The sequence below is a fragment of the Rhodovibrio salinarum DSM 9154 genome, from assembly GCF_000515255.1.
In the GTDB taxonomy this organism is placed as follows: domain Bacteria; phylum Pseudomonadota; class Alphaproteobacteria; order Kiloniellales; family Rhodovibrionaceae; genus Rhodovibrio; species Rhodovibrio salinarum.
The window spans coordinates 2612787-2637652 of the sequence record NZ_KI911559.1; the positions used below are offsets into that span (position 1 = coordinate 2612787).

Sequence of the window (24866 nt, forward strand, 5' to 3'; positions counted from 1 at the left end):
ATTCCCTGCGGCCATGCGAGTCCGTCCACTTCTGCCCCTGCTGTGCGCCCTCGCCCTTCTCGTCGGCCTGCCCGACCGGACACACGCGCAGGATTTCGACATCGACCTGTCGCAATGCCGCGAGCAACTGAAAGCGTTCGCACGGCCACAACTGGATTGCCCGGTCTCGGTGACTCCGACCGATCGCGGCCTGGAGCGCGTGCCGGAAGTTCTGCGCCAACTCCTGTCCGGACTGACCTGCACCACCCAGCTCAGGGCGAACAAGGCGGACGTGTATGGTCAATGGATCACGCCCGGTCGGTTCGATCCGCCGCGCAAGCAGATCGTCTGCCAACATTCCCAGATCAAGAACCAACGCCTGAGCGCCACCGTTGACGTCACCTGCACACGCGACGGCGATAGCTGGTCATGCCCGCCAGGCGTCGAGAAGATCGAAGGTGCGGGCATGCTGAGCCAGTACCTTACCCAGTACCTCAACCAAGGCAGCGGCCTATGGAAAGGGCTGGAAGAAGAGCTGGCGAAGCGGGATTAAGACACGCCTGTCTCCAAGCCGCAGTACAGGTTGCTTTTTCTTGGGATCTGAAAAGCGGAAGACGCGAAACATCGCCCAGCGAGCGCTGCTCGCTTTCGACGCACGCCCCAAACAGCTAATCCTATATAATATTTACAACCTTTAGATGTTTTTTCCGGGGCATTAAAAATGTCATTGGTTAGCGTTTCCTCAATCAATTGGGCCTAGTAGCAGAGTCATTTGCGATGACAGATCGCGGCCCTACTAGGAGAGCAACCTGTGCTCAAACGCCTTTCGATTGGCAAGAAACTTGCCCTGATCACCATCGTGCTATCGATTCTCATGGCTGGTCTCGCGAGCGTCCTGCTCTTGGAGCTCAAGGGAACGATGTTGGAGGGGCGGAAGCTGAAACTGCGCGCGCTCGTCGAGTCCGCGGTTAATGTCGTCGACTCTTATTCGCAAATGGCGGCCGACGGAACGTTGAGCGATGCGGAGGCGAAGCAACAAGCCCTGCAGGCGCTCGCGGCCATGAACTACGACGGCAAGAACTATTTTTTCGTTGCCAATACCGATGGCGTTCTGGTCTGGCACCCGACACGCGGTGAACAGATCGGCCAAAACCTTCTCCAGACGGGGAGCGAAGGGACAAAGCGGAGTTACCGCGGTTTCCTAAGTGCCGCCAAATCATCCCCGCACCTCGAAGGGTACTTTGAATCCATCGGCCGGCGTCCAGGCTCCAAGGAACTGAACGCCCCGAAGATGTACCTTTCCGCCCAGGACGCGCGATGGAACTGGGTGGTCACAACAGGGCTCTTCATCGACGACATCGAGGCGATGTTCCAGCAACGGGCAGCATTCTTCCTTGGTCTGGCTGCCCTTGGACTGCTCCTTGGTATTGCGTTGTCGTATTTCGTCGGCCGCAGCATCACGCGGCCGGTCAACTACACCGTCAATGCCCTGGAAGCTCTGGCCGAGGGGCGTGCGGAAACCACGGTTGAGATTGACAACAACCCGACGGAGGTCGGCCGTCTAACCCGCGCCTTCAACTATTTCCGCGACAAGATGAAGGAAACGGAGGAGCTCCGCCGTCAGCAGGCGATCGCCGAGCAGAAGACGGAACAGGAACGCCGTGAGACGTTGCTCGGGTTCGCAGACGAATTCGAGAAATCGGTCGGTAACGCAGTCCAGATGCTCGCAGAAGAGGTCAACAAGGTCTCCGACACCTCCACCCAGATGTCGCAAATTGCCCGTAGCTCCGCAGAGGGGACCCAGCAGGTCAAAACGGCCGCGGAGTCCACATCGAACAACGTGCAGACGGTTGCTTCGGCGGCACAGGAGCTAAACTCCTCGATCGACGAGATCCAGCGTCAGGTTCGGACGGTGCAAGACGTGGTGGAGAAGACCCGAACCCGCTCGGACCAGACGGCACAGCAGATGTCGGCACTGGCCGGAACAGTGGAGAAGATCGGGTCGGTCGTTGAACTGATCAACTCGATCGCGGAGCAGACCAACCTTCTGGCTCTCAATGCCACGATCGAGGCCGCGCGTGCCGGGGATGCCGGCAAGGGCTTCGCTGTCGTCGCCGGCGAGGTCAAACTCCTGGCGACCCAAACGACCAATGCCACGGACGATATCCGCCAGCAGATCGACCTTCTGAACCGATCCACCGGCGAGTGCGTCGGCGGCATGAAGGAGGTGGGGACAGTGGTTGACGACCTGCTCGAAACCACCAACGCAATCGCCGCGGCCATCGAAGAGCAGAACGCAGCCACTGCGGAGATCAGCCGCAACACCGATGTGACTTCACAAGAGACGCAGTCGATCACCAAGGCGATCGGCGAGGTAACCGACTCGGTTGCGAAGACCGAAAGCACGGCGCAATCCGTCCGGGAAACCTCGGCCGTCATGCAGGACCAAGCAGAGACGGTCAGCCGCGAGGTTCAGAATTTCCTACAGCGCGTCCGCGCGGCTTAACGCGGGGTCGGTCCGCCGAACGGGCCTCGGCACGGACTTGGAGGCGGGGTGACCTGCTTCCTTGACGTGCCGCCCTTCGTCGGAGGTTCACAGCCTAGAAGGGGGCCTCACCTACCCGCACGCGCCCTGTTGTCATACCGGAACTGGCTTAGAACGGGATCTCGTCGTCCAGGTCGTCGCCGCCGCCCGGCCCTGGGGCGGGCGCGCGGGTGTCCATGGCGCCGACGCGGTCGTCCTGCTGCTGGCGGCCATAGCCACCACCACCCCCGCCGCCGTAGCCGCCGCCACCGCCTTCGCCGCGGCCGTCCAGCATCTGCAGTTCGCTACGGAAACGCTGCAGCACGACCTCGGTCATGTAGCGGTCCTGGCCCGACTGGTCCTGGAACTTGCGGGTCTGGAGCTGGCCTTCGAGATAGACCTTGGAACCCTTCTTCAGGAACTTTTCGGCAACGTCGACCAGCCGGTCGTCGAAGATCACGACCCGGTGCCACTCGGTCTTCTCGCGCCGCTCGCCGCTCTGCCGGTCGGTCCACTGCTCGCTGGTGGCCAGCGACAGGTTGGCCAGCCGCGAGCCCTGGTTGGTCTGTCGGATTTCCGGGTCGCGTCCCAGGTTACCGATCAGGATGACCTTGTTGACGGTACCGGCCATGGCGTGCGGCGTCCTTCTTTACGTGCAGCGGGAATCGAAAGGGGCCACGACTCTAGCGGTTCATATCGTCGGCTGCCAGAGGCGTTGCGGTAAACTGGTGCGACACCCACTCATCCGCGCCGCTTGCGCGCGCACAGCGCCCCTCGTTTCGCGCGCTTGCTTGCCCCATATTGTGCGCCAGCTTAGGTAATCCTGCCGGCGCACCGGGCTCAGCACCTTCGCGCCCCCGAACAACGGACACGACGACCAAACCCATGGCCGAAACGCACGGCGTCCCCACGATCCGCGTGCGCGGCGCGCGCGAGCACAATCTGAAGAATGTCGAAGTCGACCTCCCGCGCGACCAGCTTGTCGTGATCACCGGTGTCAGCGGCTCCGGCAAGTCCTCGCTGGCCTTCGACACGATCTACGCCGAAGGCCAGCGCCGCTACGTCGAGTCGCTGTCCGCCTACGCCCGGCAATTCCTGGAACTTGCGCAGAAGCCGGACGTCGACAGCATCGAGGGGCTGTCGCCGGCGATCTCGATCGAGCAGAAGACCACCTCGAAGAACCCGCGCTCGACCGTCGGCACGGTCACCGAGATCTACGACTACATGCGCCTGCTCTGGGCACGCGTCGGCACGCCCTACTCGCCCGAGACCGGCGAGCCGATCGAAAGCCAGACGGTCAGCCAGATGGTCGACCGGGTGATGGCGATGGACGAGGGCACCCGGCTCTACCTGCTGGCTCCGGTCGTGCGCGGGCGCAAGGGCGAGTACAAGCGCGAACTGCGCGATCTGCAGCAGCGCGGCTTCCAGCGAGTGAAGATCGACGGCGAGCTGTACGAAATCGAGGACGCGCCGGCGCTGGATAAGAAGAAGAAACACGACATCGAGGTCGTGGTCGACCGCCTGGTGGTGCGCGAGGGGATCGAGACACGCCTGGCGGACTCCTTCGAAACCGCGCTCAAGATCGGCGACGACCTGGCATTCACCGAGAACGCCGACACGAACGAACGCACCTCCTTCTCTGCCAAGTTCGCCTGCCCGGTCTCCGGCTTCACGATCGACGAGATCGAGCCACGGCTGTTCTCTTTCAACAACCCGTTCGGCGCTTGCCCGGATTGCGACGGCCTGGGCGCGACGCTGCACATGGATCCGGGGCTGATCGTCGATCCGCGCCTGTCGCTCAAGAAGGGTGCGATCCTGCCGTGGGCCGGCTCACCCTCGCAGTTCTACAAGCAGACGCTGGAGAGCCTCGCCAAGCACTTCGGCGTGTCGACCACGACGCCGTTCGGCGAGCTGCCGGAGGCCGCGCAGAACGGCATCCTCTACGGCACTCGTGAGCGCGTGCGCATGCGTTTCGACGACGGCCTGCGGTCCTATGAAACGGACAAGCCGTTCGAGGGCATCATCCCCAATATGGAGCGCCGCTACCGGGAGACCGACAGCGACTGGGTCCGCGAGGAACTGTCCAAGTACCAAACCGCCAAGCCGTGCGACACCTGCGGCGGTCAGCGGCTGAAGCTGGAAGCACGAATGGTCCGCATCCGCGACCTCAACGTCTCTCAGGCGGCGGAGATGTCGATCGAGCAGGCGCAGAGCTGGTTCGCCCAGGTGCTTGACCACCTACGTCCGCAGCAGCAGGAGATCGGCCGGCGGATCGTCAAGGAGATCAGCGAACGGCTGGACTTCCTGATGGACGTCGGCCTGGAGTACCTGACCCTGTCGCGCCCGGCCGCCACCCTTTCCGGCGGCGAGAGCCAGCGGATCCGCCTCGCCTCGCAGATCGGGTCCGGCCTCACCGGTGTGCTCTACGTTCTGGACGAACCGTCGATCGGCCTGCATCAGCGCGACAACGCCCGGCTGCTGCAGACGCTCGAACGCCTGCGCGACCTCGGCAACACCGTGATCGTGGTCGAGCACGACGAGGAGTTTATCCGCGACAGCGATTATCTGGTCGACATGGGCCCCGGTGCCGGCACCCACGGCGGCAACGTGGTCGCCCGCGGCACGCCTGCGGAGGTGATGCAGAAGCCGGAAAGCCTGACCGCGCAGTACCTGACCGGTTTCCGCAACATCCCCCTGCCCGACAAGCGCCGGCCAGGCCGGAAGGGCCAGGCGATCACGGTGAAGGGCGCGCGCGCCCACAACCTGCAGAACGTGACGGCGAAAATTCCGCTCGGCACCTTCACTTGCGTGACCGGCGTCTCCGGCTCCGGCAAGTCCACCCTGATCAACGAAACGCTGTACAAGACGCTGGCCCGACGGATTAACGGCGCGCGCGAGGCCCCGGCGGAGCACGACAAGGTCGAGGGCATGGAACTGCTCGACAAGGTGATCGACATCGACCAGTCGCCGATCGGCCGCACGCCGCGCTCCAACCCGGCGACCTACACCGGCGCCTTCACCCCGATCCGGGAGTGGTTCGCCGGTCTGCCGGAGTCAAACACTCGCGGCTACAAGGCCGGGCGCTTCTCCTTTAACGTCAAGGGCGGGCGCTGCGAAGCCTGCCAGGGCGACGGCGTCATCAAGATCGAGATGCACTTCCTGCCCGACGTCTTCGTCACCTGCGACGAGTGCAAGGGCAAGCGCTACAATCGCGAGACGCTGGAGATCACCTTCAAGGGCCACTCGATCGCCGACGTGCTGGAGATGACGGTCGACGAGGGCGTCGACTTCTTCTCCGCCGTGCCCAACATCCGCAACAAGCTCGTGACCCTGCAGCAGGTCGGCCTGGGCTACGTGAAGATCGGACAGCCCGCGACCACCCTATCCGGCGGCGAGGCGCAGCGCGTCAAGCTGGCCAAGGAACTGTCCCGTCGGTCGACCGGCAAGACCTTCTACATCCTGGACGAGCCGACGACCGGCTTGCACTACGAAGACGTGCGCAAGCTGCTCGAAGTGCTGCATCGCCTGGTCGACCAAGGCAACACCGTGGTGGTGATCGAGCACAACCTGGAGGTCATCAAGACCGCCGATCACATCCTGGACATGGGCCCGGAAGGCGGCTCGAAGGGCGGCCGGCTGGTCGCCAAGGGCACGCCCGAACAGGTCGCCCAGGTGCCCGAAAGTCATACCGGCCACTATCTGGGCGCATACCGGGAAAACCACCACGGCCAGGCGCACGCGGGCGGGCAAAAGCACCGCAAGCAGGCGTGAGAGCCTCCTGAATAGTCGCCTCCAATAGGGAAGAGCGGGGTACACCGTCCGAACCCCGCGCCAGCCTGCCGCTTACGCCAGCAGCAGCGCCAGCGCTGCCAGCAGGAATACCGCCAGCGCAGCCCCCGCGATCGGCATAGCGCGGCGGAAGATCTCGCCTTCCCGACCGCCCTCGCCGACCAGCGCCGCCCCCATGGCGATGCGGATCGGGGAGATCAGCGTGAAGTTGCTGCCGGCCACGTTCTGAAGGCCGGCGACCCAGGTGATCGGCAGACCCGCCTGCGCGGCCAGCGACGTCTGCACCGGCATGGCGATCGCGTTCGCGGCGACGTTGCTACCCGTGAGCAATCCCATCAGGGCCGCGATTACCGGGCTTGCCAGGACGGCACCGGCGCCGACCGCGCCGATCAAGGCCCGCATGATCTCGGCCGCCATCCCGGACGCAGCAGTGATCTGCCCCATCAACACAAAGATGAGCGTGGCCAGCACCGGCGCCCGGCCGCTGGTCCAGATGGCGCGTGCGATCGTGGCCCATTCCATCGCCGAGAACCGGGCAGCGGCGGCGTTCGCGCACGCGACCAGAAGGATCAGGAAGCTCACGTGATAGAACGGCTCGAACGGCGGAACATCCGCTGTCGGAGCGTAGTTTCCAAGGCCCTTCAATGCCGTTTCCAGGGGACCGATCGTGCGTGTCAGCAGCACCGCAAGCGTCAGGGCCGCATATGGCAACGCAGCCCGCATGCTGTCGGAACTGCCAGCGCGCAACCCTTGGTCCCGGAGGTGCCGGACCGCCAGCAGGGCGCCGCAACTCAAGAGCGCGCCGGCTTCAAGCGCAACGTAGCGATTCACCAGGACGATCGCGCCGGCGAGGGCAGCCAGCCAAACGACGTCGTCGATGCGCTGCGCCAGGCCAGGGGCATGACCCGCGCGGCCGGCCAACCACCAGAATACGGCGAGATAGGCTAGTAAAAGGGGCGCCGTCAGATAGGCACTGTAGAGACCGATCTCCTGCGTTCCCAACCCCGCGAGGCCCGCGCCCACGGTCGAGCCCACGGCCATCGCCCCCCAAGGGACGAGGATCTGGCTGTACAGGCCGAAGACCACGGCTGTGACGCCGTCCAGGCCCATGCGCAGCAGGAACGGGATCACGATGATCAACCCGACACCAAACCCGGTTGCGGCTTCGAAGAAGGGCCCGAGCAGAAAGCAAACGGCGAACAGTTGACGATAGTTGAGCTGCGCCCGCACGCCGCCCGGGTCGAACAGGTCCGGTGCGGTGCGCTTGGCCACGTTGTGGAACAGTAGACCCGCAAGAATGACCGCGATGGCGTGCCAGGCGAGCCAGGCACCGTTAACCGCCTGTTCGACGAGGAACCCGGCAAAATCGCCGTCTCCAGTCCGTGCCAAGGGCGCCAGGGCCACCGTCAACGCGAGCCCGGCCCCAGCCGCCGTTTGCAAACCGACCCGACCGCTGGCCAACGCGGCTACGACGGCGAGGATGGGCAGGGCGTAAAGACCGGCCATGAAGAGCTCCGATCAAGCGCAAGCCGGCGCGCGACCGCGCGCCTATGCCGTAGGGCGAACTGGCACAGCGTGGGCGTGCCGGCGGGCGCATTCAACATCGGCCCCTTGCGGCACCGCTTGAGCCGGACGTGCGCCAAACGGAAAGGGCCGGCGCCCATGGGACGCCGGCCCTTTCGATCTGCATCGGTCAGCCGCGTGGTTTACTGATAAACCTTCGGCTGATGCAGGTGGCTGAAACCGCCGTGGATGCGGCTGGCCGCGCGGGTGATCGCGCGCTTGAACGCGCGGAACCCCGCGACGACGGCCTTCGAGCGCTCCACGCGGGCCTGCTTGATGTAGTAGTCGATCTCGACGTGGGTCATGGCTCTGCTCCCTCTAGTACCCTTGCTGGACGGCAACGATGGTTAAGCGTCTTTCAACCGTGTTACGTTCCGCCCTCTGTCTGAGCCATAAGATGCGCCCAATGCTGCACCGCGACAAACGACGCTTTTTCAGGTTATAGGTGAACGCCGCTCATCCATTGTGGCGCCACGCCGCACCACCCGCGTCAGAGAGTCCCGTTATGCACCTGCCGCCGATCAACGCGCTCAGGACGTTCGAGGCCGCCGCCCGCCACGGCTCGTTCAAGAAGGCCGCGGAGGCGCTGAACATGACCCCTTCGGCCGTGAGCCACCAGATCAAGTCGCTGGAGGACCTGCTGGGCGTGCCGCTGTTCCGGCGGGCCACCCGCAAGGTGCACCTGACCGACCAGGGGCGGACCTACCTCCCGGCAGTGCGCGAAGCGCTGGATCTGCTACGCGATGCCACAGAGCGGATCACCGCCAAGCCGGACAAAGCCGTCCTGAACATCTCGGCCGCGCCATCGTTCGCCGTCGGCTGGCTGATGCCACGCCTGTCCGCCTTCCAGGTCGCGCATCCGGAGATCGAGACCCGCCTGTCCGCACAGATCGAGATGGTCGATTTTACCGATAGCGACATCGATCTGGCGATCCGCCATACCGCGCGGATCGACACGCCCGGGGTGACGGCGCACCGACTCATGCAGGAGGAGCTGATCCCGGTCGCGAGCCCGCAACTGCTGGAAAAGCAACCGCTGAAGACGCCGAACGATCTCGCCAAGGTGCAGCTTGTCCATGCCGTGCCGCGGATGGGCCGCTGGCGCTCCTGGCTGCGTGCGATGGGGGCGGACAAGGTGGACGCGGAAAGCGGGCCCAAGTTCGATCACGACGCGATGGCCGTGCAGGCCGCGCTGTCTGGCATGGGGGTCGCGATCGTGAACCGCGGGCTGGTCGAGAACCAACTGGCCGACGGCACGCTGGTCGCGCCCTTCCCGCACGACCTGCACTCCGATCTTGCCTTCTGGCTGGTCTACCCCAAGCACCGCGGCGACGATCCCGCAATTATCGCCTTCCGCGACTGGTTGTTCGAGCAGGTCGGCCAAAGCCCGCAAAGTCAGACCGACATACCCTCAGGCTGACGCGGCAGCGCCCTATTCCATATCGGTATCTGGCGCGTCGGCGCCCTCGGTTTCGTCGTCGATCCACTGCAGAAAGGGCGTATGTCCCGCCTGGATCGGCAGGGCGAGCACGGCCGGGCAGTCGTAGCTGTGTTCCTTCTGCACGAAGTCGATCACCCGCTGGGTCAGGGCTTGGCGGGTCTTCGCCAACAGGATCGCCTCGCTGTCTTCTTGAACGCGGCCCTCCCACCAGAAAATCGGGATCATATTCGGGATCACGTTGGCGCAGGCAACCAGCCGCGCCTCGACCAGCGCGCGGCCTAACTCCTTTGCCTCTTCTACGTTCGCCGCCGTAATGTAAATCAGATTGTAAGCCATCGCCGTCCCCTCCCGTTTGCGCTAGTGTTGCCGGAGCCGCGTGGTCGTTTGTGCGGGTCGGTCGTCAACCACCCTGCCCGGTCACCGACAGTCTAAACGAGCCGCCGCGGCCGGTCAGCGGAGGCAAGCCTCCCGGGACAGCAGGTCGCAAGCCATGCCGCCACGCCCCGCTGCGAAGACCATGCCTGCATCCTCAACCGCCGATCGGCCTGATCCCGTCGCCAGCGGCACGCCCGACCCGGGTCCGCCGAGCGCGGCAGAGCGTGCCTATCTGCAGCGCGGGCTGGACCAGCCGGGCGGCAAGTTGCCGCTGTTCGATCACGACGGCCAGGCTTATCCCTCGGCCCTGATCCGCGGGTGCATCCGCAAGGGTTGGGCGACCCCCTGGTTCGCCAACCCGATGAAGCCGGACTGGCTGGTCTGCCGCCTGACCGACGCAGGCCGAACGATCGCGGAGGAAAAAGGCCCCGTCGGAACATAAGCCGACGGGGCATGTCGAGTTGGGCTTGAGGGGGGAGCTGGCCCGCCGAACCAGACGGACCACAACCCCGACGAAGCGACGCTGAATCGCAAGACAACGACGCTGTCGTTACGCAAGGAACCGTACGGCACCCCCGCTTCCCCCACATTGATTCAGCTCAAAGCGTAGTTAATACGCCCTTTCGAACGGTTGCACGGAAGGCATGGCACGTCCCACCTGCACTGCCAAGACCACGGCGCCCAGGAGGTCGTATCATGGCGCGCGCTTTCGTCGGCACCAGCGGCTGGAGCTACGACAATTGGGTTGGACCGTTCTACCCGGAAAAGCTGCCGCGCAATCAATGGCTGACGCACTATGCCCAGCATCTGGGCACGGTGGAGCTGAATGCCAGCTTCTACCGTCTGCCGATGGGGAACATGCTGAAGGGCTGGGTCAAGCGAACGCCCGAGGACTTCCGTTTTTCGGTCAAGGCCTGGCAGCAACTGACCCACCGCAAGCGCCTGAAGGACTGCGGCGACCAAATCCGGGTCTTCTTCGAACGCATGGAGCCGCTCGCTGACCGTACGGCGGCCGTACTGTTCCAACTGCCACCCAAGATGCCGCTTGACACCGAGCGGCTGGAGGGCTTCCTGCAGCAATTACCGGCGGGAACCCGGGCGGCCTTCGAGTTCCGCGATCCACGCTGGCACGTGCGGCCCATCTATGACGTGCTGGAACACCACAACGCCGCATTCGTGCCCTTCGAACTGGCCGACGAACGCGCGCCGGCGGTTGCGACCGCCGACTTCGTTTACCTGCGTCTGCACGGCCGCAACGCCAAGTACCGCGGCCGTTACGGCCACGCGCAACTCATCCCCTGGGCCGACTGGCTCAAAGAACAGATGCACGCCGGCCGCGACGCGTTCGTCTTCTTCGACAACACCGACCAGCAAGACGACGCCGTGCGCGATGCGCTGGAGATGCGGAAAATGTTGAGCACATAAACGCGCGCACTGGGAACGCGCCGTACGGCACGGATGCGTGCAACGAGCAGTAAAAATGGATAGTCGCGATATTTAACAAGATCGGTGGTCGGAGCGGCAGGATTCGAACCTGCGACCTTCCGGCCCCCAGCCGGATGCGCTACCAGACTGCGCCACGCTCCGATCCGTCGGATACCCATGCCAAACGTGGGTATCCACCATCACGGCGGCCGTTATAGCCGCCTGTCTCAGCCCACGCAATGACCTGTCCAGCCAGCTTTTTCAAGGAGGCGTGCGGCAGCCCCCGGACCGTTCATCCCACCGCCGCGCCTACTGGCCAGTGCGCTGCTTCAGCTCCGCGCGCGCGGCGCGCAATTCGTCCAGAACAGTCTCGATCGCCCGGCGCTGCTCGGCATTCAAGGCCGCTTTCGCCGGCGGTTTGCCGTCCGATTCGGGGACGCGCTGCGTGTCGGCGGCGCGCCCGGTCGTCGCGGTCGTGGCGCGGGCCGCCGGCCCCTCCGCGCGGCCGGCTTGAGACGGACGCGGCGCCGCGGCGGTCGCGCTCGGGACGGCATCCGCATCAAGGGCGCTGCCGTTAACCGGCGGCGGCGCACCGGCGCGCTCCTGTTCGGCAACGGCATCCTCGTGCGCGGGCGGTTTGACCTGCCCTTCGCGTAGCAGCTTCTGCACCCCCTTGATGGTATAGCCATCGGAATACAGCAGGTCGCGGATACGCCGCAGCAGTTCGATATCTTCGGGCCGGTAGTAGCGGCGTCCGCCGCCGCGCTTCATCGGCCGGACTTGGGTGAACTTGGTCTCCCAGAAACGCAGGACGTGCTGCGGCACCTCCAGCTCGTCCGAGACCTCCGAGATGGTCCGGAAGGCGGCGGCAGACTTGCTGGCGGTGCGGTTGGCGGCCATGACGTTCCAGGGACTTGCGCGCGCGTCTTAAAGCGGTTGACGAGACCGGGCGGCGCCGCGCGTCAGGCGTTGACCAGCTGCTTATAGACCGCGTTGATGCGGTTGCGCAGAACGTGGGAGGCGCGGAATACCAGCACCCGACGGGGCAGGATCGGCACCTCCTCGCCGGTTTTCGGGTTGCGGCCCACGCGCCGCCCCTTCTTACGGACGGCGAAACTGCCGAAGGACGAGATCTTGACCGGCTCCCCGCGCACCAACGCGTCGGAAACCTCGTCCAGCACCGATTCCACAAGTGCGGCCGATTCATTCCGGCTCAGACCGACTTGTTCATAGACCGCCTCCGACAGGTCGGCGCGGGTCAGGGTCTTCTCCGCCATGCACGTCCCCCAGCGTTTTCGGCCCGGCAATTTCTCGGGTATTTCAAAGGGTAATGCAGCCGGCCTGACCCGTCAAAGCGGAAACGCCGAGGTTTTGGCGAAAAGTACAGAAAAACGAATGGCCTGACGCAGGCACTTGATGTGCGCCCGAGGTGTACGTGCCCATAATACGGGACGTACAGCCTACCAGCGGATCAGGGCACTCCCCCAGGTGAAGCCACCGCCCATGCCTTCGAGCAGCACCAGGTCGCCTTCCTGTATGCGACCGTCCTCGACTGCCTCGAACAGGGCGAGCGGGATCGACGCGGCGGAGGTGTTGGCGTGGCGGTCGACGGTCGTCACCACGCGTTCAGGCGAAAGGTTCAGGCGCTTGCCGGTCGCCTCGATGATCCGCATGTTGGCCTGGTGGGGAACCAGCCAATCAACGTCGTTCGCGCTCAGTTGGTTGGCGGACAAGGCAGCGTCGACCGCCTCCGACATGCGCACCACCGCGTGACGGAACACCTCGCGACCTTCCATGCGAAGATGGCCGGTCGACTGCGTGCTGGAGGGGCCACCGTCGACATAAAGAGCATCGTGGTGCCGGCCGTCGGAATAGAGGTGCGTGGACAAGACGCCGCTTGGCCGGAAGCCATCGGTCTCCTGCGCTTGCAGCACGACTGCCCCTGCACCGTCGCCGAACAGGACGCAGGTGGTCCGGTCTTCCCAGTCGAGGATACGGGAGAAGGTCTCTGCGCCGATCACGAGCGCCGTGCGCGCCTGCCCCAGCCGCAGGAAGTTGTCGGCGACCGCAAGCGCGTAGACGAACCCGGTACACACGGCCTGCAGATCGAACGCCGCCCCGTGATCCATCCCCAAACGCGCCTGGACGGTGGTCGCGGTGGCCGGGAAGGTTTCGTCCGGGGTGGCGGTGGCGACGACGATCAGGTCGAGCTGCGCGACGTCGATCCCGGCGCGTTCGATGGCGGTGCGGGCCGCGGCGGTCGCGAGATCGGAGGTCTTCTCCCCCGGCGCGGCGATCCGACGCTCCTGAATTCCGGTCCGCTGGCGGATCCATTCGTCCGAGGTGTCGACCCGCTGCGCCAGTTCGACATTGCTGACGACGCGCTTGGGCAGATAGGCACCGCAACCGATGATTCGCGACCGGGTAGCCATCAGCCCGCCACCGCCTGCGCACTGGAGTTGCCGTTGCGCGCCGGTCCGGCCGTCCGGTCAAGCTGGCCGAGGTCTGCCCGGATGCGATCGAGGAAGCCACCGCGCGCGAGGTCGACTGCGACCCCGATGGCGTTGGCGAACCCCACGGGATCGGTACCGCCGTGGCTTTTCACCGCGATGCCGTTCAGGCCGAGGAACATCGCCCCGTTGTAACGCCGGGGATCGGTCCGCTTGCGCAGCTTCTGCATCGCCCGGCGCGCCAACAGATAGCCAAGCTGGGCAAAGATCGAGGATTTGAAGGTGCTTCTCAGATAGCTGCTAATCAGCTTCGCCGTACCTTCGGCGGCCTTCAGCGCGACGTTGCCGGTGAAGCCGTCTGTGACGATCACATCCACCGTGCCTTTCGCGATGTCGTCGCCCTCGATGAAGCCGTGAAACCGGCCGGGCAGCTCAAGCTCTTTCAGGCGATCACGCGCTTCCCAAAGAGCCTCGTGCCCCTTGCGCTCCTCGGCGCCGACGTTGAGCAGTCCGTAGCTTGGTTCCATCGTTCCCAGCACGGTGCGCGAGAAGGCGTTGCCCAGGATCGCGAAGTCGACCAGGTTCTGCGCATCGCACTGAACGTTGGCGCCCAGGTCCAGCATCACCGATTCCCCGACCTGGGTGGGAAAGAAGCTGGCGATCGCCGGCCGGTCGATGCCCGGCAGCATCTTGAGCACCATCTTCGACATCGCCATCAGCGCGCCGGTGTTGCCCGCGGACACGACACCGTCGGCCTTGCCGTCACGCACGGCCTGGATCGCCTGGCGCATCGAGGAATTGCGGCCGTTACGCAGGGCGGTAGACGGCTTCTCGCTGTCGGAGACCACGTCGTCGCAATGCACGAGCGTCGTCACCTGACGCAGCTTCTTCAGCTTCGACAGATACGGCTGCACATCCTGCTCACGCCCGAAAACCAGGAACTCGACCTGGGGGTGGCGTTTGCGGGCAAGGTTGGCACCGCGCAGCACCATACGCGGTGCTTGGTCGCCGCCCATGGCGTCCAATGCGATGGTCAGGCGATCGCTCAACTACGACCTACCTCCGCCTTGTCACCGGCGCGGAACCGGATCATGCCGCGCTGGTGCCGTCGTGTGACTTGGCCAGTCGTCGGGGCCGATACCGAGGGTCAGCGTACGGGCCAGAGCCTGGAGCTTGAATCGGACTCGGGACAGCCCCGGGATAGATGCGACGCCGGCACGGCGGGCACACGACGAAAACGCCGTGCGCCGCCTTGAGCGCCGGGTCAGCACAGCCACCGGCAAACGGGCTGGTGGTCAGTACTTGTCCTTGGGCTCCAGGACTTCGCGGCCCTTATACATGCCGGTCTTGAGATCGACATGGTGGGGGCGGCGGTACTCGCCGCTGTCCTGGTCGACCACGTAAGCAGGCGACTTCAGCGCGTGGTGTGAGCGACGCTTATCGCGCCGGGACTTCGACACCTTTTTCTTCGGAACGGCCATGATTCGTCCTTCGTCTCACATCCATGTGCGGCTTCAGGCTGGAAGCCGCGTCTTAAACAAAAAGGTCGGCCCCGACAAGCCCGCGTCGCAGGCGCAGGTGCGCGCGATGTGCGACAACGAGCCAGCCGGCATTCCGGTTTCGGCCTGATGATCGAGACGGCTGGGTCTAGCCGTCCCCTTTCAGGTGGCGCAGGACGGCGAACGGGTTATCCGCCGCCTCGTCCTCTTCGTCCGGTCCCACGCCATAGCGCTCGGGATCGAACGTGGCATCCGGTGCCCGCGGGTGCGGGTCGAGCGCAAGCGCCAGCTGCTCCGCAAGCACCTCGCCCAAGTCCAGACTGTCCCCAGTCAAGGGCTCGGGCGTGTCATCCTCGTCGAGCGCGACAAAGACCTCGCCCTCTTCCGCCTCGGCTGCGGCGGGATCCAGCGTGTAAAGCTGGACGAAGCTCTCTGCGACCTCGGCGTCGAACGGTTCCAGCTTGACCACACAGGTCTGCCGCACCTGAGCCTGGAAGCTGCCCTCAACCCGGATCAACGGGCTGTCGATCAGCCGCGACACAGTGACCGTGCCGCTGAGCGCCATCAAGTCGACCAGCCCGAAGCGATCGCGCAGCTGGCGACACTCTTCCGGCTTAGCCTCCAGCGTGCGTTCGATCGGACCGCCCGCAAGCTTGTCGAGGCGGAGCTTGCGAGAGAACTCGATGCTGTCGCCGTTGTCCTGGGTCATCACTCCTGCCAATCGGCTGCGCGGCCGGCGATCGTTGGCCAAGCAGCGCCGGCGCATGAGCGGGCGGGACGATAGGCGCCCCCCGACCACCGGGTCAATCGCTTTTCAACCCGCCCCAAAACCAGCGCGTTCAGGCGGATTGTGCCGATCGGTGCGTTTCGTCACCGCCTGGGGTCGGCGCAATCGTCTGGAAATCCACGGTCCCCCGCATCAATCCGTCCAAAGACGCATCCGCCAAAGCGGCATCCGTGCGTGCCATATAGTCCGCCACGGCCTCGAGCGTCGCCTCGGAAACGGCATCGACGTTGCCGTACAGGTTGCGCCGCAGCGCTTCGCGCAGCTCGGCGCGATGGCCGTCGAGACCAGCATCGTACGCTTTGATCCGACCATAGAAGTTGCGGGCCATCTTCTTCACCCGTGGACCGACGCCCGGATCGCTGACCCCCAACTCGCGCACGCTGCCATCCATGTCTTCGAACATTACGTCGAACACCTGCTGCGCGAGGCGTCCCGTCCGACGATGGTCGGCACGGAGCCGGCGCAGCAGCAGGTAGACGTGCAGCGCAACCAACTCGAAACGGCCGTCCAGCGTATCCGGCACCTCCAGCTCGGTATAGAACCCGGGCTGCCGGGCCTGCGCGACCGCCTTGGTATACAAATCGGCCGCCGGTTTGGCTTCCGGTCGGCGGCGGCGAAACAGTTGGGCGAGCTTCATGCAGTGGTCCGGTTATCGCTATCAGGTTGCGCAGCACACGTCCGCGACCTCGAAATCCGCGGCCTGCCGCACGCTGCCGGCCTTGAAATGGGCGCACCGCTAAGGGTAATCAAGCACATAACGCGGCTTCCAGATCGAAGGACAATGGGCACCCATGAGCCAGGCGAATTTCCTGCGTCGATTGCGACAGCTGAGCCTCGCCGGCGCGAGCGTGTTGGCCCTGGCCGGCTGCGAACTGCCGGTGCAGGTGCACGGTAACCTCCCCGACGATACCGAGCTGGCGCGGATCGAACCCGGCAAGCAGGGCCGTACCGACGTCGTCAACCTGCTGGGCCCCCCGTCCGTTCGCTCCAGCTTCCAGGATTCGACCTGGTATTATGTCGGTCAGAAGCAGACGCAATTCGCCTTTTTCGAGCCGGATATCAAGGAACGCAACGTACTGGTTCTGACGTTCGATGGGCAGGACCGCCTGACCGGCAAGAAACTGTATACGATGGCCGATGCTCAGAACATCAATCTGGTCGACCGCGAGACTCCGACCGAGGGCCGCAACCTGAGCCTTATCCAACAGCTGCTCGGCAACGTCGGACGCTTCAACAACGCCCCGGGGAGCGGTGGAATCGGCAACCCGGACCCGACCCGCTAACCGGTCGGCCCGCTTGGCACGATGGCGCGACGGCAGAAAGCCGTGCGCCGCTTCTGTCCTATTGGCCGATCACGAGCCCGTGGGCGATCCCGCCTCCCCAGTCGCATATCCCTGTTCCGGCGCATCTTCCCGTTTAGTTCGCGGGACGAAAACCAGGGCCGTGAGCGCGGCCAGCAATGGCACCACGACGGACAGGTTGACCGCCGTCCAGCCCAGCGCGTCGTAGAGGACGCCCGCCAGCAACGCCGTCGCGGCCACCGTGCCGAATACCAGCACGTCGTTGAACGCCTGCACCTTCGCTTTCTCCGCCGCATTGTGCAGTTCGGTGACCAAGGTCGTGCCGCCGACAAACATGAAATTCCAGCCAAGGCCAAGCAGAACCAAACCCGCAGCGAAGTGCGCCATCCCGGTACCGGACACATTGATCGCCACGGCGCCCAGGTTGGCGAGCACACCGGTCGCCATCACGGTGCGCACACCGAAGCGGTGGATCAGATGACCGGTAAAGAACGACGGCGCGAACATCGCGAAAACGTGCCACTGGATCACCATCGCTGCCTCGCCAAAGGCGTGCTGATGGCCCATCATCGCCGGTGGGGTGACCGACATGATCAGATTCATCGCCCCATAGGCGACCATGCCGCAGAACACGGCCATTAAAAGCGCTGGCTGTCGGACGATCTCACCAAGCGGCCGACCGCCCGCCTGCCGTTCTTCCGTCGAAGGCTTTGGGATTCGGGCAAACTGCACCAGCAGCAGCGCGAGCCCGCACAGCCCGGCGATCGCCAGATAACCGCCCGCAAACATCGCGTCCGGGATCAGGGTGCGCGCATGGTTGGCGATCTGCGGCCCGAGCACGGCCGCAAGCACACCGCCCGCCATGACCAGCGAGATCGCGCGGCTGCGCCACGCCGGCTCGACCGCATCGGCCGCGGCGAAGCGGTAGTACATGCCGTGCGCCAGGAACGCCCCCGTCAGCACCGCAGTCCCGCAGTACAGGGCGTAACTCTGCTGTTGAATCGCGAACACGCCGCTCAGCCCACCAGCGATCCCGATCAGGGATCCCTGGGTGAAACCGGCGCGGCGGCCGAAGCGCTTCATGAACTGGGACGCACCCGGACTGACCGACATCAACGCCAGGAACTGCAGCGCCAGCGGCAACGTGCTCAGCCCCGGTCGCGGGGCGAGTTGTTCGCCGACCAGGGCGGTGATCGAAATCACCAGCGCGCTGCAGGTCATGGTGAGGGCCTGGCACAGGGCCAGAATTGAAACAGTCGCGATGGTCCGAGGCTGGTTCATGACGCTGGAAGCTAAGCGACCAGCGCCTAGCTTGGAAGGCCGTAACAGCCTATCCGGTCAAAAACTCAACGTCGTTGGGCCTGTTGCGGCCGGCGGTTGAAGCCTTTTAGCAAGACCGCCTGGACATCGGCGTCGACTTCGCGCTGTGCCGCCTTCAGCAAGCGACGCTTGACCAAGTCCATCTTGTCCTCGCGGTCGCTGATGAAACGGTAAGCATAGAGGCCATGCAGCTCACTCAGCATCGCATCACGCACCGCCGGCTCCCGCGCCCGAACGCTTTCCTCGGCCGCCTCGTTGGGCACCTCCAGCTGGACGACGTAGGTCATCAGCTCACGCACCTGCCCGTCGCGCATGACGGGAAAGGTCATGGGGTCCAGTTCCACGTAGCTGCTGGTCGACGCGGATTCCTCGGCGGGATTACCTTCCGAGGCCTGAGCGCTGCCGAACGGGAACGGTTCACCGCGCAAGCCGAACCACCAGCCTGCCGTCCCGCCGCCAGCCACCAGGACCACCACCACGCAAAAGAGAAGAATCCGCACCATTGAACCGCCGTCAGAGGAGTTGTTCGAAGTGGTCGGACCATAGGGTATTTTTCCTTGCGAGGAGGTTAAACACCGACAAATAACCGCCTCTCATGTTAACATTAAATATATTCTATAACCTGCTGTTTTTAAGCTATATGATGCGAAGCGGTATTAAGCCCAGCCCGCGGGTTAGAAGTGCTGCCAACCGGTCTGTGCCGTTTTGACGACGGTACCGTCCGGGCCACGCACGGTGACCTCGCCGGCGCCCTCTTCCAGGTGCCCGATACAGGTCAGCGGTAAATCCAACTCGCGGGCCAGTTCGACCAGCGCGTCCCGCCGTTCCGACGGAACGGCGAACACCAGTTCGTAATCGTCGCCGCCGGTAAGCGCGGTCGACAGCCGCGCCGAGTCGCGCTCGATGAGTTGCTGAACACCGGTCGACAACGGTAACGCCGCCGCGTCGATTTCCGCGGCGAGGCCGGAAGCGGCACACAAATGGGCGAGGTCCGCTACGAGTCCATCGGAGATATCCAGGGCCGCCGTCGCAAGGTTACGGGCCAGCAGCCCTTCTCCGAGGGTCACGCGCGGGCGTGGGCGACGGTAGCGATCGACAAGGATGGCTTGCGTACCGCCATCCAGCTCATCCGCAAGCTCGCCCAACGCGATTTTTAGGCCGAACGCCGCGTCGCCGATCGTGCCAGAGACGAAGATGTAATTGCCCGCGCGCGCGCCGGATCGGCGCAAGCATTGACCGTGGGGAACCGAGCCGATGGCGCTCAACGACAGCACGGTCGCACCTTGCGTACGGGTCGTATCGCCGCCCCATATGTGAATGCCGTAGCTCTCCTGATCGGCCGCGAGACCAGCGGCAAACTCGGCGATCCAGGTCTCCTCGACATCCGCTTGGAAGGCGGCGTTGAGCAGATATCCCTCCGGTCGCGCCCCCATCGCAGCGAGATCAGAGAGGTTCACGCGCAACAGCTTGCGCGCGACATCCCCCGCCGGATCATCCGGCAAGTAGTGAACACCGGCCGAAATGGTGTCGCTGGTATAGACCAGATCCCGCCCCGACTCGGGCTGGATCACGGCTGCGTCGTCTTGCAGGCCAAACGCCCCGCTCACATCGGCAGCCAGCGGGGCAAAATGGCGTGCGATCAGCTCGAATTCGCCGCGCATGCGCCCTCCCCGTTCGCTGGGCCGGATGTTTCAGGTACTGCGGCCCGAAGTGACGTCGTCCAAGTCCACGACGGTGCTGGACTTGGATCTTGCCTAACCGTCGCGCGTCCCCGAGCGATCCCCCTCACCATCGGGGCGCTCTGCAATCTCTTCCGGCCGCAACACCTGGGCCAAGTGGTCCAACACACCGTTGACCATCCGGGGCTCGCGGTCATCGAAGAATGCCTTGGCAAGATCGACGTATTCGTGAATCGCCGTCCGAGCGGGCGTCGCAGGCCGATGAGCCAGCTCGAACAGGCCGCACATCATGATGATCCGTAGCAGCCGTTCCAGACGCTCGAAGCTCCAGCCCTCGGCCAGCGCGCCGCTCAGGGAGTCGATCAGGTCTGTGCGGTGCGCGACGACACCCTTCACGATATCGCCGAACAGGCCGCGATCAATCCGTCCCAGTTGGATCCCGTCGATCGTCTCGTCCAAGCGGTACTGCAGGAACTCCGTGACCACCCGGTCGGCGGTCATCTCGCCCAGTTCGACCTGATACAGCGCCTGCACAGCCGCCAATCGCGCCTGTCGGCGGCGATCCGGCCCCTGGCCCTTGTAACGGGTATCGGCGCGCGTGGTCACGTACGTCTCCTCGGTCTCCGGCATGGCCGGCCTCGTCGTTGCGTTCATCTGCTGGCGGTAGCTGCCTGACGCGCTTCAGCGCGGATACAGGTTGAACCGCCGCTTGACCTGCAGCATCTGCAGGCAGGCACCAGCGGCCTCGCCGCCTTTGTTCTTGCGGTTCACGTCCGCGCGCGCCATCGCCTGCGCGTGGTTTTCCACTGTCAGGATGCCATAGCCCAGCGCCAGGCAATGTTCAGCGGAGATGTCCTGCAACTTGCGGGCGCTTTCCTGACAGACGTAGTCGTAATGCGTCGTCTCTCCCCGGATCACGCAACCGAGTGCGACATAGCCGTCGGGCCGCGGCCGACCAGAGTAGAAATCGAGCGAGCGTACGGAGATGCGGATCGCGGTCGGGATTTCGAATGCCCCTGGGACCTGCACCACTTCGTAGGTGGCGCCCGCCGCCTCCAAAGCCTGGACCGCGCCACTCAGCAAATGCTCGCCTACGTCCTCGTAGTAGCGTGCTTCGACGATCAGAATGTGCGGCGCGTCGGCCATGGCCGGTCGGTCCTGCGGTGCATGAGGTTAGGGAAGCGTGTGGGGGCGGCGCTCAGCTCGCGCCGCCGTCATCACCGGTTGGGATCGGCCGTTGGTCCACGATGCGCAGGCCGTAACCTTCCTGCAGACCGACCACCGTGCGGTGACTGTTCGACAGCAGGACCATATCGCTAACGCCCAGGTCCAGCAAAATTTGCGCCCCGACCCCGTAATCGCGCAGTTCCCCGCCGCCGGAACTCGCGTCGCCCTTGCGCGCGCGCAGCCGATCGGAAAGCGCCGTCGCCGTGGGCTCCCGGATCAACACGATCACGCCGCGCCCCTCCTCGGCGATCATGCGCATGGCGGTGGCCAATTCCCCCACCTTGCCGCCGTCCCGGTCGCCCAGCACATCGTCCAGGATCGACAAGGCGTGCATGCGCACAGGCACCGGGCGATCGTCCGCGATGTCCCCGATCCAAAGCGCGACATGCTCGGCATAGGCGACCGTGTTAACGTAGATCGCCATATTGAATTGGCCGCCGTACGTGCTGTTCAGCGTGGTCTCGTGAATCCGCTGTACGATCCGATCATGCCGGCGCCGGTAGGCGATCAAATCGGCGATCGTGCCGATCTTGAGACCGTGGTACTGGGCAAACTGCACCAGATCGTCGCGCCGGGCCATGGTGCCATCGTCGGCCATGATCTCGCAGATCACTCCGGACGGGTTGAGACCAGCCAGTCGGGCAATATCCACAGCGGCCTCGGTGTGACCGGCGCGCACCAGCACCCCGCCATCGCGCGCGGCGAGCGGGAAGACATGGCCCGGCGTCTCGATGTCCCGCGCGCCCTTCTCAGGATCGATCGCGGTTGTCACGGTATGGGCCCGATCATGCGCGGAAATGCCAGTCGACACCCCTTCGCGTGCCTCGATCGACACGGTGAATGCCGTTTCCAGACGACCTTCGTTCCGTCGCGCCATCATCGGCAGGCCGAGTTCCTCCACCCGCTCGCCGGTCAACGCCAAGCAGATCAGGCCACGGCCGAACTTGGCCATGAAATTGATCGCCTCGGGCGTCGCCATCTGAGCGGGGATCACAAGGTCGCCTTCGTTTTCCCGCTCCTCGTCGTCGACCAGGATAAACATGCGCCCGTTGCGGGCATCCTCGATGATGTCCTGCGGCGGCGACTTCAGCTCGTGGAAGACCGTGGTGCGCGGATCCGCATTGCTGCTCATGGCCTGCTCACTCATTCCTTGTCCTCGCCACCCGCCGCGAGCATGCGCGCTACATAGCGCGCCAGCATGTCGATTTCGCAATTCAGGAGACTGCCCGCCTCGCGCTGGCCGAACGTCGTTACGTCGCGGGTGTGCGGGATGATGTTCACGCCAAACCGGTTGCCCTCGACCTCGTTCACCGTCAGCGACACGCCATCGAGCGCGATCGAGCCCTTGGGCGCCACGTACTGCGCAAGCGCCTGCGGCACCTCGAAAAGGTAGCGCCAGGAATCGCCCTCGGGATAGGCGTCGACCACACGCGCAAGCGCATCGACGTGGCCGTACACCAAATGGCCGCCCAGTTCGTCGCCCATTCGCAGGGAACGTTCCAGATTGACCGGCGTGCCCGCGTCCCAGTCGCCCAGCGTTGTCTTTGACAACGTCTCGGCGGAGACGTCGACGGCGAAGCCCTGCGCGTGCGTCTCAACCACTGTCAAACAGACGCCGGCACAGCAGACCGACGCGCCGAGCGCAAGCGTGGCAGGATCATAGGCGGTGTCGAAGACAAACCGGAGATCGCCGGCTTCACCTTCCGGGGGGCTTTGCACCGCGCGCACGCGGCCAACGTCTGTCACGATTCCAGTAAACATGCGAGCGGGAACCTAAGTCAGGATCAAGCTAGGTGTAAGAGTGTGGGCCGGTTTAGGCCACTGCGACATAGGTTTCCATCACATCTTCGCCCACCGATGTCGCACCCGCCAGCCGGAAACGCGGTGTGTCGGCCAACGCGTCGAGACCGAAACCGGCAATCGCGGGGATGCCGTCGCCGCCAACCACCCGCGCGCTCCGGAACCAGACCAACCGGTCGACCAGACTGTAGCGCAGCAGTCCCGCGGCCAACTGGCCGCCCCCCTCGACCAACACACGGGTGATCCCGCGCACGGCCAGTTCGTGGAGCGCGGCCGTCAACGACAGGGCGCCGTTGCTGTCGGTCGGCAAGGACGCGATCTCGACCCCCGCGTCGCGATACGCCTGCAACCGGTCTGTGGGGCTATCCTGACGGGTCATCAAGAGAGTCGGAACTTCTGTGGCATCCCGCACCAGGGCGTGGGTCAGCGGCAACCGCAACCGACCGTCCAGTACGACACGCCGCGGGCCATACTCCGTCATACCCGGCAGACGCACGGTAAGCGCCGGGTTGTCCACGACCGCCGTCCCGCTGCCGACCACGATGGCGTCGTGCCGCGCGCGCAGGAGATGCCCCTGCGCCCGGGCGGCCTCCCCGGTAATCCAGCGGCTCTCGCCCGTATGGGTGGCGATCCGGCCGTCCAACGTCGTCGCGGCCTTGAGCGTGACCAAGGGGCGGTCCTGCTGGCGCATCAACAGATAGCCCGCATTGACCTCCGCCGCGGCCTCAGCCTGGACGCCCGTGTCGACCTCAACCCCGGCGTCGCGCAGACGCGCCAAACCGGCGCCTGCAACCCGCGGGTCCGGATCTTCCAACGCGGCGACAACGCGCGACACGCCGGCGGCGATCAGCGCATCGACGCAGGGCGGCGTCTTGCCGTGGTGAGCACAGGGTTCGAGGGTCACATAACAGGTCGCGCCGCGCGCACCGTCTGGATCGGCCGCTTCGGCTCGGCGAATCGCTTCGGTCTCCGCATGCGGGCGACCGCCCGGCTGGGTCCAGCCACGGCCCAGAACGCGCCCGTCGCGCACCAGAATACAGCCAACCGCCGGGTTCGGCGCAGTGCGCCCGAGCCCACGGCGGGCGAGCGCCAGCGCGCCGTCCATCCAGGCAGCGTCCGCTGCCGCCTGGGTGGCCGATGAGCACGAACTAGACGTTGTCTTGGTCGCCTTCGAGGGTGCCAACGAAGGTCTCGAAATCCCGGGCCTCGTGAAAATTCTTGTAGACCGAGGCGTAGCGCACGTAGCCCACCTGATCCAGCGTGGCGAGCGCGTCCATGGTCATCTCGCCGATCATCTTAGCCGGAATCTCGCTCTCCCCGGAGCTTTCCAGCCGACGGACGATGCCGTTGACCACCCGCTCCAGGCGTTCCGGGTCCACCGGACGCTTGCGCAGGGCGATCTGCATCGACCGCATCAGCTTATCGCGGTCGAACGGCTCGCGCTTCTCGTTCGCCTTCACCACCGTCAACTCGCGCAGCTGAACCCGCTCGAAGGTGGTGAAGCGTGCACCGCAGTTCGGGCAGTGCCGGCGCCGGCGGATCGCCTGATTGTCGTCGGTCGGACGCGAGTCCTTAACCTGCGTATCGTCGTTGCTGCAAAAAGGACAGCGCATTCCCCCGCACCCGCTACTTCTGGAACCTCCAGCAACGGTTGCCCGCCGGCCGGTCCCGGTGTCGGCCGTCCCCTCGGCGGTCGGCCCGTTTTGA

Annotated in this window: 27 protein-coding genes and 1 tRNA gene; 7 read left to right on the forward strand and 21 right to left on the reverse strand. The window is 65.0% G+C overall.

The window, feature by feature from the left end; translation table 11 throughout:
- Positions 1 to 13: 13 nt before the first annotated feature.
- Both RHOSA_RS0112100 and RHOSA_RS0112105 read left to right on the forward strand, forming a co-directional pair.
- Positions 14 to 532, forward strand: a complete 519-nt coding sequence (locus RHOSA_RS0112100; protein WP_027288876.1) for a hypothetical protein — start codon at positions 14 to 16, stop codon at positions 530 to 532.
- A 258-nt stretch (positions 533 to 790) separates the two neighbouring features.
- Positions 791 to 2485 carry a methyl-accepting chemotaxis protein gene (locus RHOSA_RS0112105; protein WP_027288877.1) on the forward strand — a complete coding sequence of 565 codons (1695 nt, stop codon included), beginning with the start codon at positions 791 to 793 and terminating at the stop codon, positions 2483 to 2485.
- Positions 2486 to 2633: 148 nt separating this feature from the next.
- On the opposite strand, the gene ssb is transcribed toward RHOSA_RS0112105, so the two are convergent.
- Positions 2634 to 3134 (reverse strand): single-stranded DNA-binding protein, encoded by a 501-nt coding sequence (ssb, locus tag RHOSA_RS0112110; protein WP_027288878.1) that lies wholly within the window; start codon positions 3132 to 3134, stop codon positions 2634 to 2636.
- A 254-nt stretch (positions 3135 to 3388) separates the two neighbouring features.
- Between ssb and uvrA the strand changes: the two genes are divergently transcribed.
- Positions 3389 to 6274 (forward strand): excinuclease ABC subunit UvrA, encoded by a 2886-nt coding sequence (uvrA, locus tag RHOSA_RS0112115; RefSeq protein WP_027288879.1) that lies wholly within the window; start codon positions 3389 to 3391, stop codon positions 6272 to 6274.
- 72 nt (positions 6275 to 6346) lie between these two features.
- Here uvrA and RHOSA_RS0112120 read toward each other — a convergent pair whose 3' ends face one another.
- Both RHOSA_RS0112120 and RHOSA_RS25160 read right to left on the reverse strand, forming a co-directional pair.
- Entirely contained in the window at positions 6347 to 7798 is a 1452-nt protein-coding gene (locus RHOSA_RS0112120; RefSeq protein WP_027288880.1) for an L-lactate permease, read from the reverse strand.
- A gap of 200 nt (positions 7799 to 7998) precedes the next feature.
- The gene (locus tag RHOSA_RS25160; protein WP_156092714.1) at positions 7999 to 8160 is read right to left on the reverse strand and encodes an RSP_7527 family protein; all 162 of its coding nucleotides are present in this window, start codon (positions 8158 to 8160) and stop codon (positions 7999 to 8001) included.
- 200 nt (positions 8161 to 8360) lie between these two features.
- Between RHOSA_RS25160 and gcvA the strand changes: the two genes are divergently transcribed.
- Positions 8361 to 9275 carry a transcriptional regulator GcvA gene (gcvA, locus tag RHOSA_RS0112130; RefSeq protein ID WP_027288881.1) on the forward strand — a complete coding sequence of 305 codons (915 nt, stop codon included), beginning with the start codon at positions 8361 to 8363 and terminating at the stop codon, positions 9273 to 9275.
- A 12-nt stretch (positions 9276 to 9287) separates the two neighbouring features.
- On the opposite strand, the gene cutA is transcribed toward gcvA, so the two are convergent.
- Positions 9288 to 9632 carry a divalent-cation tolerance protein CutA gene (cutA, locus tag RHOSA_RS0112135; protein ID WP_027288882.1) on the reverse strand — a complete coding sequence of 115 codons (345 nt, stop codon included), beginning with the start codon at positions 9630 to 9632 and terminating at the stop codon, positions 9288 to 9290.
- A gap of 154 nt (positions 9633 to 9786) precedes the next feature.
- On the opposite strand from cutA, the gene RHOSA_RS25605 reads away from it, so the two are divergent.
- Positions 9787 to 10113 (forward strand): hypothetical protein, encoded by a 327-nt coding sequence (locus RHOSA_RS25605; RefSeq protein ID WP_215905065.1) that lies wholly within the window; start codon positions 9787 to 9789, stop codon positions 10111 to 10113.
- 254 nt (positions 10114 to 10367) lie between these two features.
- A complete protein-coding gene (locus RHOSA_RS0112145) occupies positions 10368 to 11096 on the forward strand; it encodes a DUF72 domain-containing protein (RefSeq protein ID WP_027288883.1) in 729 nt (242 codons plus the stop codon).
- An 85-nt stretch (positions 11097 to 11181) separates the two neighbouring features.
- On the opposite strand, the gene RHOSA_RS0112150 is transcribed toward RHOSA_RS0112145, so the two are convergent.
- From RHOSA_RS0112150 to RHOSA_RS22180, 8 genes are all read right to left on the reverse strand, one after another.
- Positions 11182 to 11258, reverse strand: a tRNA-Pro gene (locus tag RHOSA_RS0112150).
- A gap of 147 nt (positions 11259 to 11405) precedes the next feature.
- Complete coding sequence (locus tag RHOSA_RS24770) at positions 11406 to 11996, reverse strand: MerR family transcriptional regulator (protein ID WP_027288884.1); 591 nt, start codon at positions 11994 to 11996, stop codon at positions 11406 to 11408.
- 62 nt (positions 11997 to 12058) lie between these two features.
- Positions 12059 to 12373: an integration host factor subunit alpha gene (locus RHOSA_RS0112160; protein WP_027288885.1), complete on the reverse strand. Its 315-nt coding sequence runs from the start codon at positions 12371 to 12373 to the stop codon at positions 12059 to 12061.
- Positions 12374 to 12556: 183 nt separating this feature from the next.
- Positions 12557 to 13528: a beta-ketoacyl-ACP synthase III gene (locus tag RHOSA_RS0112165; protein WP_027288886.1), complete on the reverse strand. Its 972-nt coding sequence runs from the start codon at positions 13526 to 13528 to the stop codon at positions 12557 to 12559.
- On the reverse strand, positions 13528 to 14595 hold the full coding sequence (gene plsX / locus RHOSA_RS0112170; RefSeq protein ID WP_027288887.1) for a phosphate acyltransferase PlsX: 1068 nt from the start codon (positions 14593 to 14595) through the stop codon (positions 13528 to 13530). The genes RHOSA_RS0112165 and plsX overlap by 1 nt, the downstream gene beginning before the upstream one ends.
- Before the next feature lie 246 nt (positions 14596 to 14841).
- The gene (gene rpmF / locus RHOSA_RS0112175) at positions 14842 to 15027 is read right to left on the reverse strand and encodes a 50S ribosomal protein L32 (RefSeq protein ID WP_027288888.1); all 186 of its coding nucleotides are present in this window, start codon (positions 15025 to 15027) and stop codon (positions 14842 to 14844) included.
- Between the two features lie 166 nt (positions 15028 to 15193).
- The gene (locus tag RHOSA_RS0112180) at positions 15194 to 15754 is read right to left on the reverse strand and encodes a YceD family protein (protein ID WP_027288889.1); all 561 of its coding nucleotides are present in this window, start codon (positions 15752 to 15754) and stop codon (positions 15194 to 15196) included.
- 130 nt (positions 15755 to 15884) lie between these two features.
- Positions 15885 to 16469 (reverse strand): ubiquinol-cytochrome C chaperone family protein, encoded by a 585-nt coding sequence (locus RHOSA_RS22180; RefSeq protein WP_051432097.1) that lies wholly within the window; start codon positions 16467 to 16469, stop codon positions 15885 to 15887.
- A 154-nt stretch (positions 16470 to 16623) separates the two neighbouring features.
- Here RHOSA_RS22180 and RHOSA_RS22185 point away from each other — a divergent pair, with 154 nt between their 5' ends.
- On the forward strand, positions 16624 to 17115 hold the full coding sequence (locus tag RHOSA_RS22185) for an outer membrane protein assembly factor BamE (RefSeq protein WP_037256235.1): 492 nt from the start codon (positions 16624 to 16626) through the stop codon (positions 17113 to 17115).
- Between the two features lie 69 nt (positions 17116 to 17184).
- On the opposite strand, the gene RHOSA_RS22190 is transcribed toward RHOSA_RS22185, so the two are convergent.
- The 9 genes from RHOSA_RS22190 to nrdR all read right to left on the reverse strand — a co-directional run bounded on the left by RHOSA_RS22190 (position 17185) and on the right by nrdR (position 24772).
- The gene (locus RHOSA_RS22190) at positions 17185 to 18414 is read right to left on the reverse strand and encodes an MFS transporter (protein WP_081728690.1); all 1230 of its coding nucleotides are present in this window, start codon (positions 18412 to 18414) and stop codon (positions 17185 to 17187) included.
- A gap of 65 nt (positions 18415 to 18479) precedes the next feature.
- Positions 18480 to 18956 carry a flagellar basal body-associated FliL family protein gene (locus RHOSA_RS0112200; protein WP_027288890.1) on the reverse strand — a complete coding sequence of 159 codons (477 nt, stop codon included), beginning with the start codon at positions 18954 to 18956 and terminating at the stop codon, positions 18480 to 18482.
- A 171-nt stretch (positions 18957 to 19127) separates the two neighbouring features.
- Positions 19128 to 20114, reverse strand: coding sequence for a thiamine-phosphate kinase (gene thiL, locus RHOSA_RS0112205; RefSeq protein WP_037256250.1), 987 nt, complete (start codon positions 20112 to 20114; stop codon positions 19128 to 19130).
- Between the two features lie 93 nt (positions 20115 to 20207).
- Positions 20208 to 20762, reverse strand: a complete 555-nt coding sequence (gene nusB / locus RHOSA_RS0112210) for a transcription antitermination factor NusB (protein WP_051432098.1) — start codon at positions 20760 to 20762, stop codon at positions 20208 to 20210.
- A 51-nt stretch (positions 20763 to 20813) separates the two neighbouring features.
- Complete coding sequence (locus tag RHOSA_RS0112215; RefSeq protein WP_027288893.1) at positions 20814 to 21278, reverse strand: 6,7-dimethyl-8-ribityllumazine synthase; 465 nt, start codon at positions 21276 to 21278, stop codon at positions 20814 to 20816.
- 52 nt (positions 21279 to 21330) lie between these two features.
- Positions 21331 to 22506, reverse strand: coding sequence for a 3,4-dihydroxy-2-butanone-4-phosphate synthase (gene ribB, locus RHOSA_RS0112220; protein ID WP_242468784.1), 1176 nt, complete (start codon positions 22504 to 22506; stop codon positions 21331 to 21333).
- Positions 22503 to 23120, reverse strand: a complete 618-nt coding sequence (locus tag RHOSA_RS0112225; protein ID WP_027288895.1) for a riboflavin synthase — start codon at positions 23118 to 23120, stop codon at positions 22503 to 22505. Before RHOSA_RS0112225 ends, ribB begins: the two co-directional genes overlap by 4 nt.
- A gap of 52 nt (positions 23121 to 23172) precedes the next feature.
- Complete coding sequence (ribD, locus tag RHOSA_RS0112230) at positions 23173 to 24264, reverse strand: bifunctional diaminohydroxyphosphoribosylaminopyrimidine deaminase/5-amino-6-(5-phosphoribosylamino)uracil reductase RibD (RefSeq protein ID WP_027288896.1); 1092 nt, start codon at positions 24262 to 24264, stop codon at positions 23173 to 23175.
- Between the two features lie 43 nt (positions 24265 to 24307).
- Positions 24308 to 24772 (reverse strand): transcriptional regulator NrdR, encoded by a 465-nt coding sequence (nrdR, locus tag RHOSA_RS0112235; RefSeq protein WP_027288897.1) that lies wholly within the window; start codon positions 24770 to 24772, stop codon positions 24308 to 24310.
- Positions 24773 to 24866 lie beyond the last annotated feature (94 nt).

Coding starts and splice junctions, on each gene's coding strand:
- RHOSA_RS0112160 (WP_027288885.1), bottom strand. CDS start 12,373: ATGGCGGAGAAGACCCTGACCCGCGCCGACCTGTCGGAGGCGGTCTAT.
- RHOSA_RS22185 (WP_037256235.1), top strand. CDS start 16,624: ATGAGCCAGGCGAATTTCCTGCGTCGATTGCGACAGCTGAGCCTCGCC.
- rpmF (WP_027288888.1), bottom strand. CDS start 15,027: ATGGCCGTTCCGAAGAAAAAGGTGTCGAAGTCCCGGCGCGATAAGCGT.
- ssb (WP_027288878.1), bottom strand. CDS start 3,134: ATGGCCGGTACCGTCAACAAGGTCATCCTGATCGGTAACCTGGGACGC.
- nrdR (WP_027288897.1), bottom strand. CDS start 24,772: ATGCGCTGTCCTTTTTGCAGCAACGACGATACGCAGGTTAAGGACTCG.
- RHOSA_RS0112225 (WP_027288895.1), bottom strand. CDS start 23,120: ATGTTTACTGGAATCGTGACAGACGTTGGCCGCGTGCGCGCGGTGCAA.
- thiL (WP_037256250.1), bottom strand. CDS start 20,114: ATGCGCGGCGAATTCGAGCTGATCGCACGCCATTTTGCCCCGCTGGCT.
- ribD (WP_027288896.1), bottom strand. CDS start 24,264: ATGGACGGCGCGCTGGCGCTCGCCCGCCGTGGGCTCGGGCGCACTGCG.
- gcvA (WP_027288881.1), top strand. CDS start 8,361: ATGCACCTGCCGCCGATCAACGCGCTCAGGACGTTCGAGGCCGCCGCC.
- RHOSA_RS22190 (WP_081728690.1), bottom strand. CDS start 18,414: ATGAACCAGCCTCGGACCATCGCGACTGTTTCAATTCTGGCCCTGTGC.
- cutA (WP_027288882.1), bottom strand. CDS start 9,632: ATGGCTTACAATCTGATTTACATTACGGCGGCGAACGTAGAAGAGGCA.
- RHOSA_RS0112215 (WP_027288893.1), bottom strand. CDS start 21,278: ATGGCCGACGCGCCGCACATTCTGATCGTCGAAGCACGCTACTACGAG.
- ribB (WP_242468784.1), bottom strand. CDS start 22,506: ATGAGTGAGCAGGCCATGAGCAGCAATGCGGATCCGCGCACCACGGTC.
- RHOSA_RS24770 (WP_027288884.1), bottom strand. CDS start 11,996: ATGGCCGCCAACCGCACCGCCAGCAAGTCTGCCGCCGCCTTCCGGACC.
- RHOSA_RS22180 (WP_051432097.1), bottom strand. CDS start 16,469: ATGAAGCTCGCCCAACTGTTTCGCCGCCGCCGACCGGAAGCCAAACCG.
- uvrA (WP_027288879.1), top strand. CDS start 3,389: ATGGCCGAAACGCACGGCGTCCCCACGATCCGCGTGCGCGGCGCGCGC.
- RHOSA_RS25160 (WP_156092714.1), bottom strand. CDS start 8,160: ATGACCCACGTCGAGATCGACTACTACATCAAGCAGGCCCGCGTGGAG.
- RHOSA_RS0112180 (WP_027288889.1), bottom strand. CDS start 15,754: ATGACCCAGGACAACGGCGACAGCATCGAGTTCTCTCGCAAGCTCCGC.
- RHOSA_RS0112145 (WP_027288883.1), top strand. CDS start 10,368: ATGGCGCGCGCTTTCGTCGGCACCAGCGGCTGGAGCTACGACAATTGG.
- RHOSA_RS25605 (WP_215905065.1), top strand. CDS start 9,787: ATGCCGCCACGCCCCGCTGCGAAGACCATGCCTGCATCCTCAACCGCC.
- RHOSA_RS0112200 (WP_027288890.1), bottom strand. CDS start 18,956: ATGGTGCGGATTCTTCTCTTTTGCGTGGTGGTGGTCCTGGTGGCTGGC.
- RHOSA_RS0112100 (WP_027288876.1), top strand. CDS start 14: ATGCGAGTCCGTCCACTTCTGCCCCTGCTGTGCGCCCTCGCCCTTCTC.
- nusB (WP_051432098.1), bottom strand. CDS start 20,762: ATGCCGGAGACCGAGGAGACGTACGTGACCACGCGCGCCGATACCCGT.
- RHOSA_RS0112120 (WP_027288880.1), bottom strand. CDS start 7,798: ATGGCCGGTCTTTACGCCCTGCCCATCCTCGCCGTCGTAGCCGCGTTG.
- RHOSA_RS0112165 (WP_027288886.1), bottom strand. CDS start 13,528: ATGGCTACCCGGTCGCGAATCATCGGTTGCGGTGCCTATCTGCCCAAG.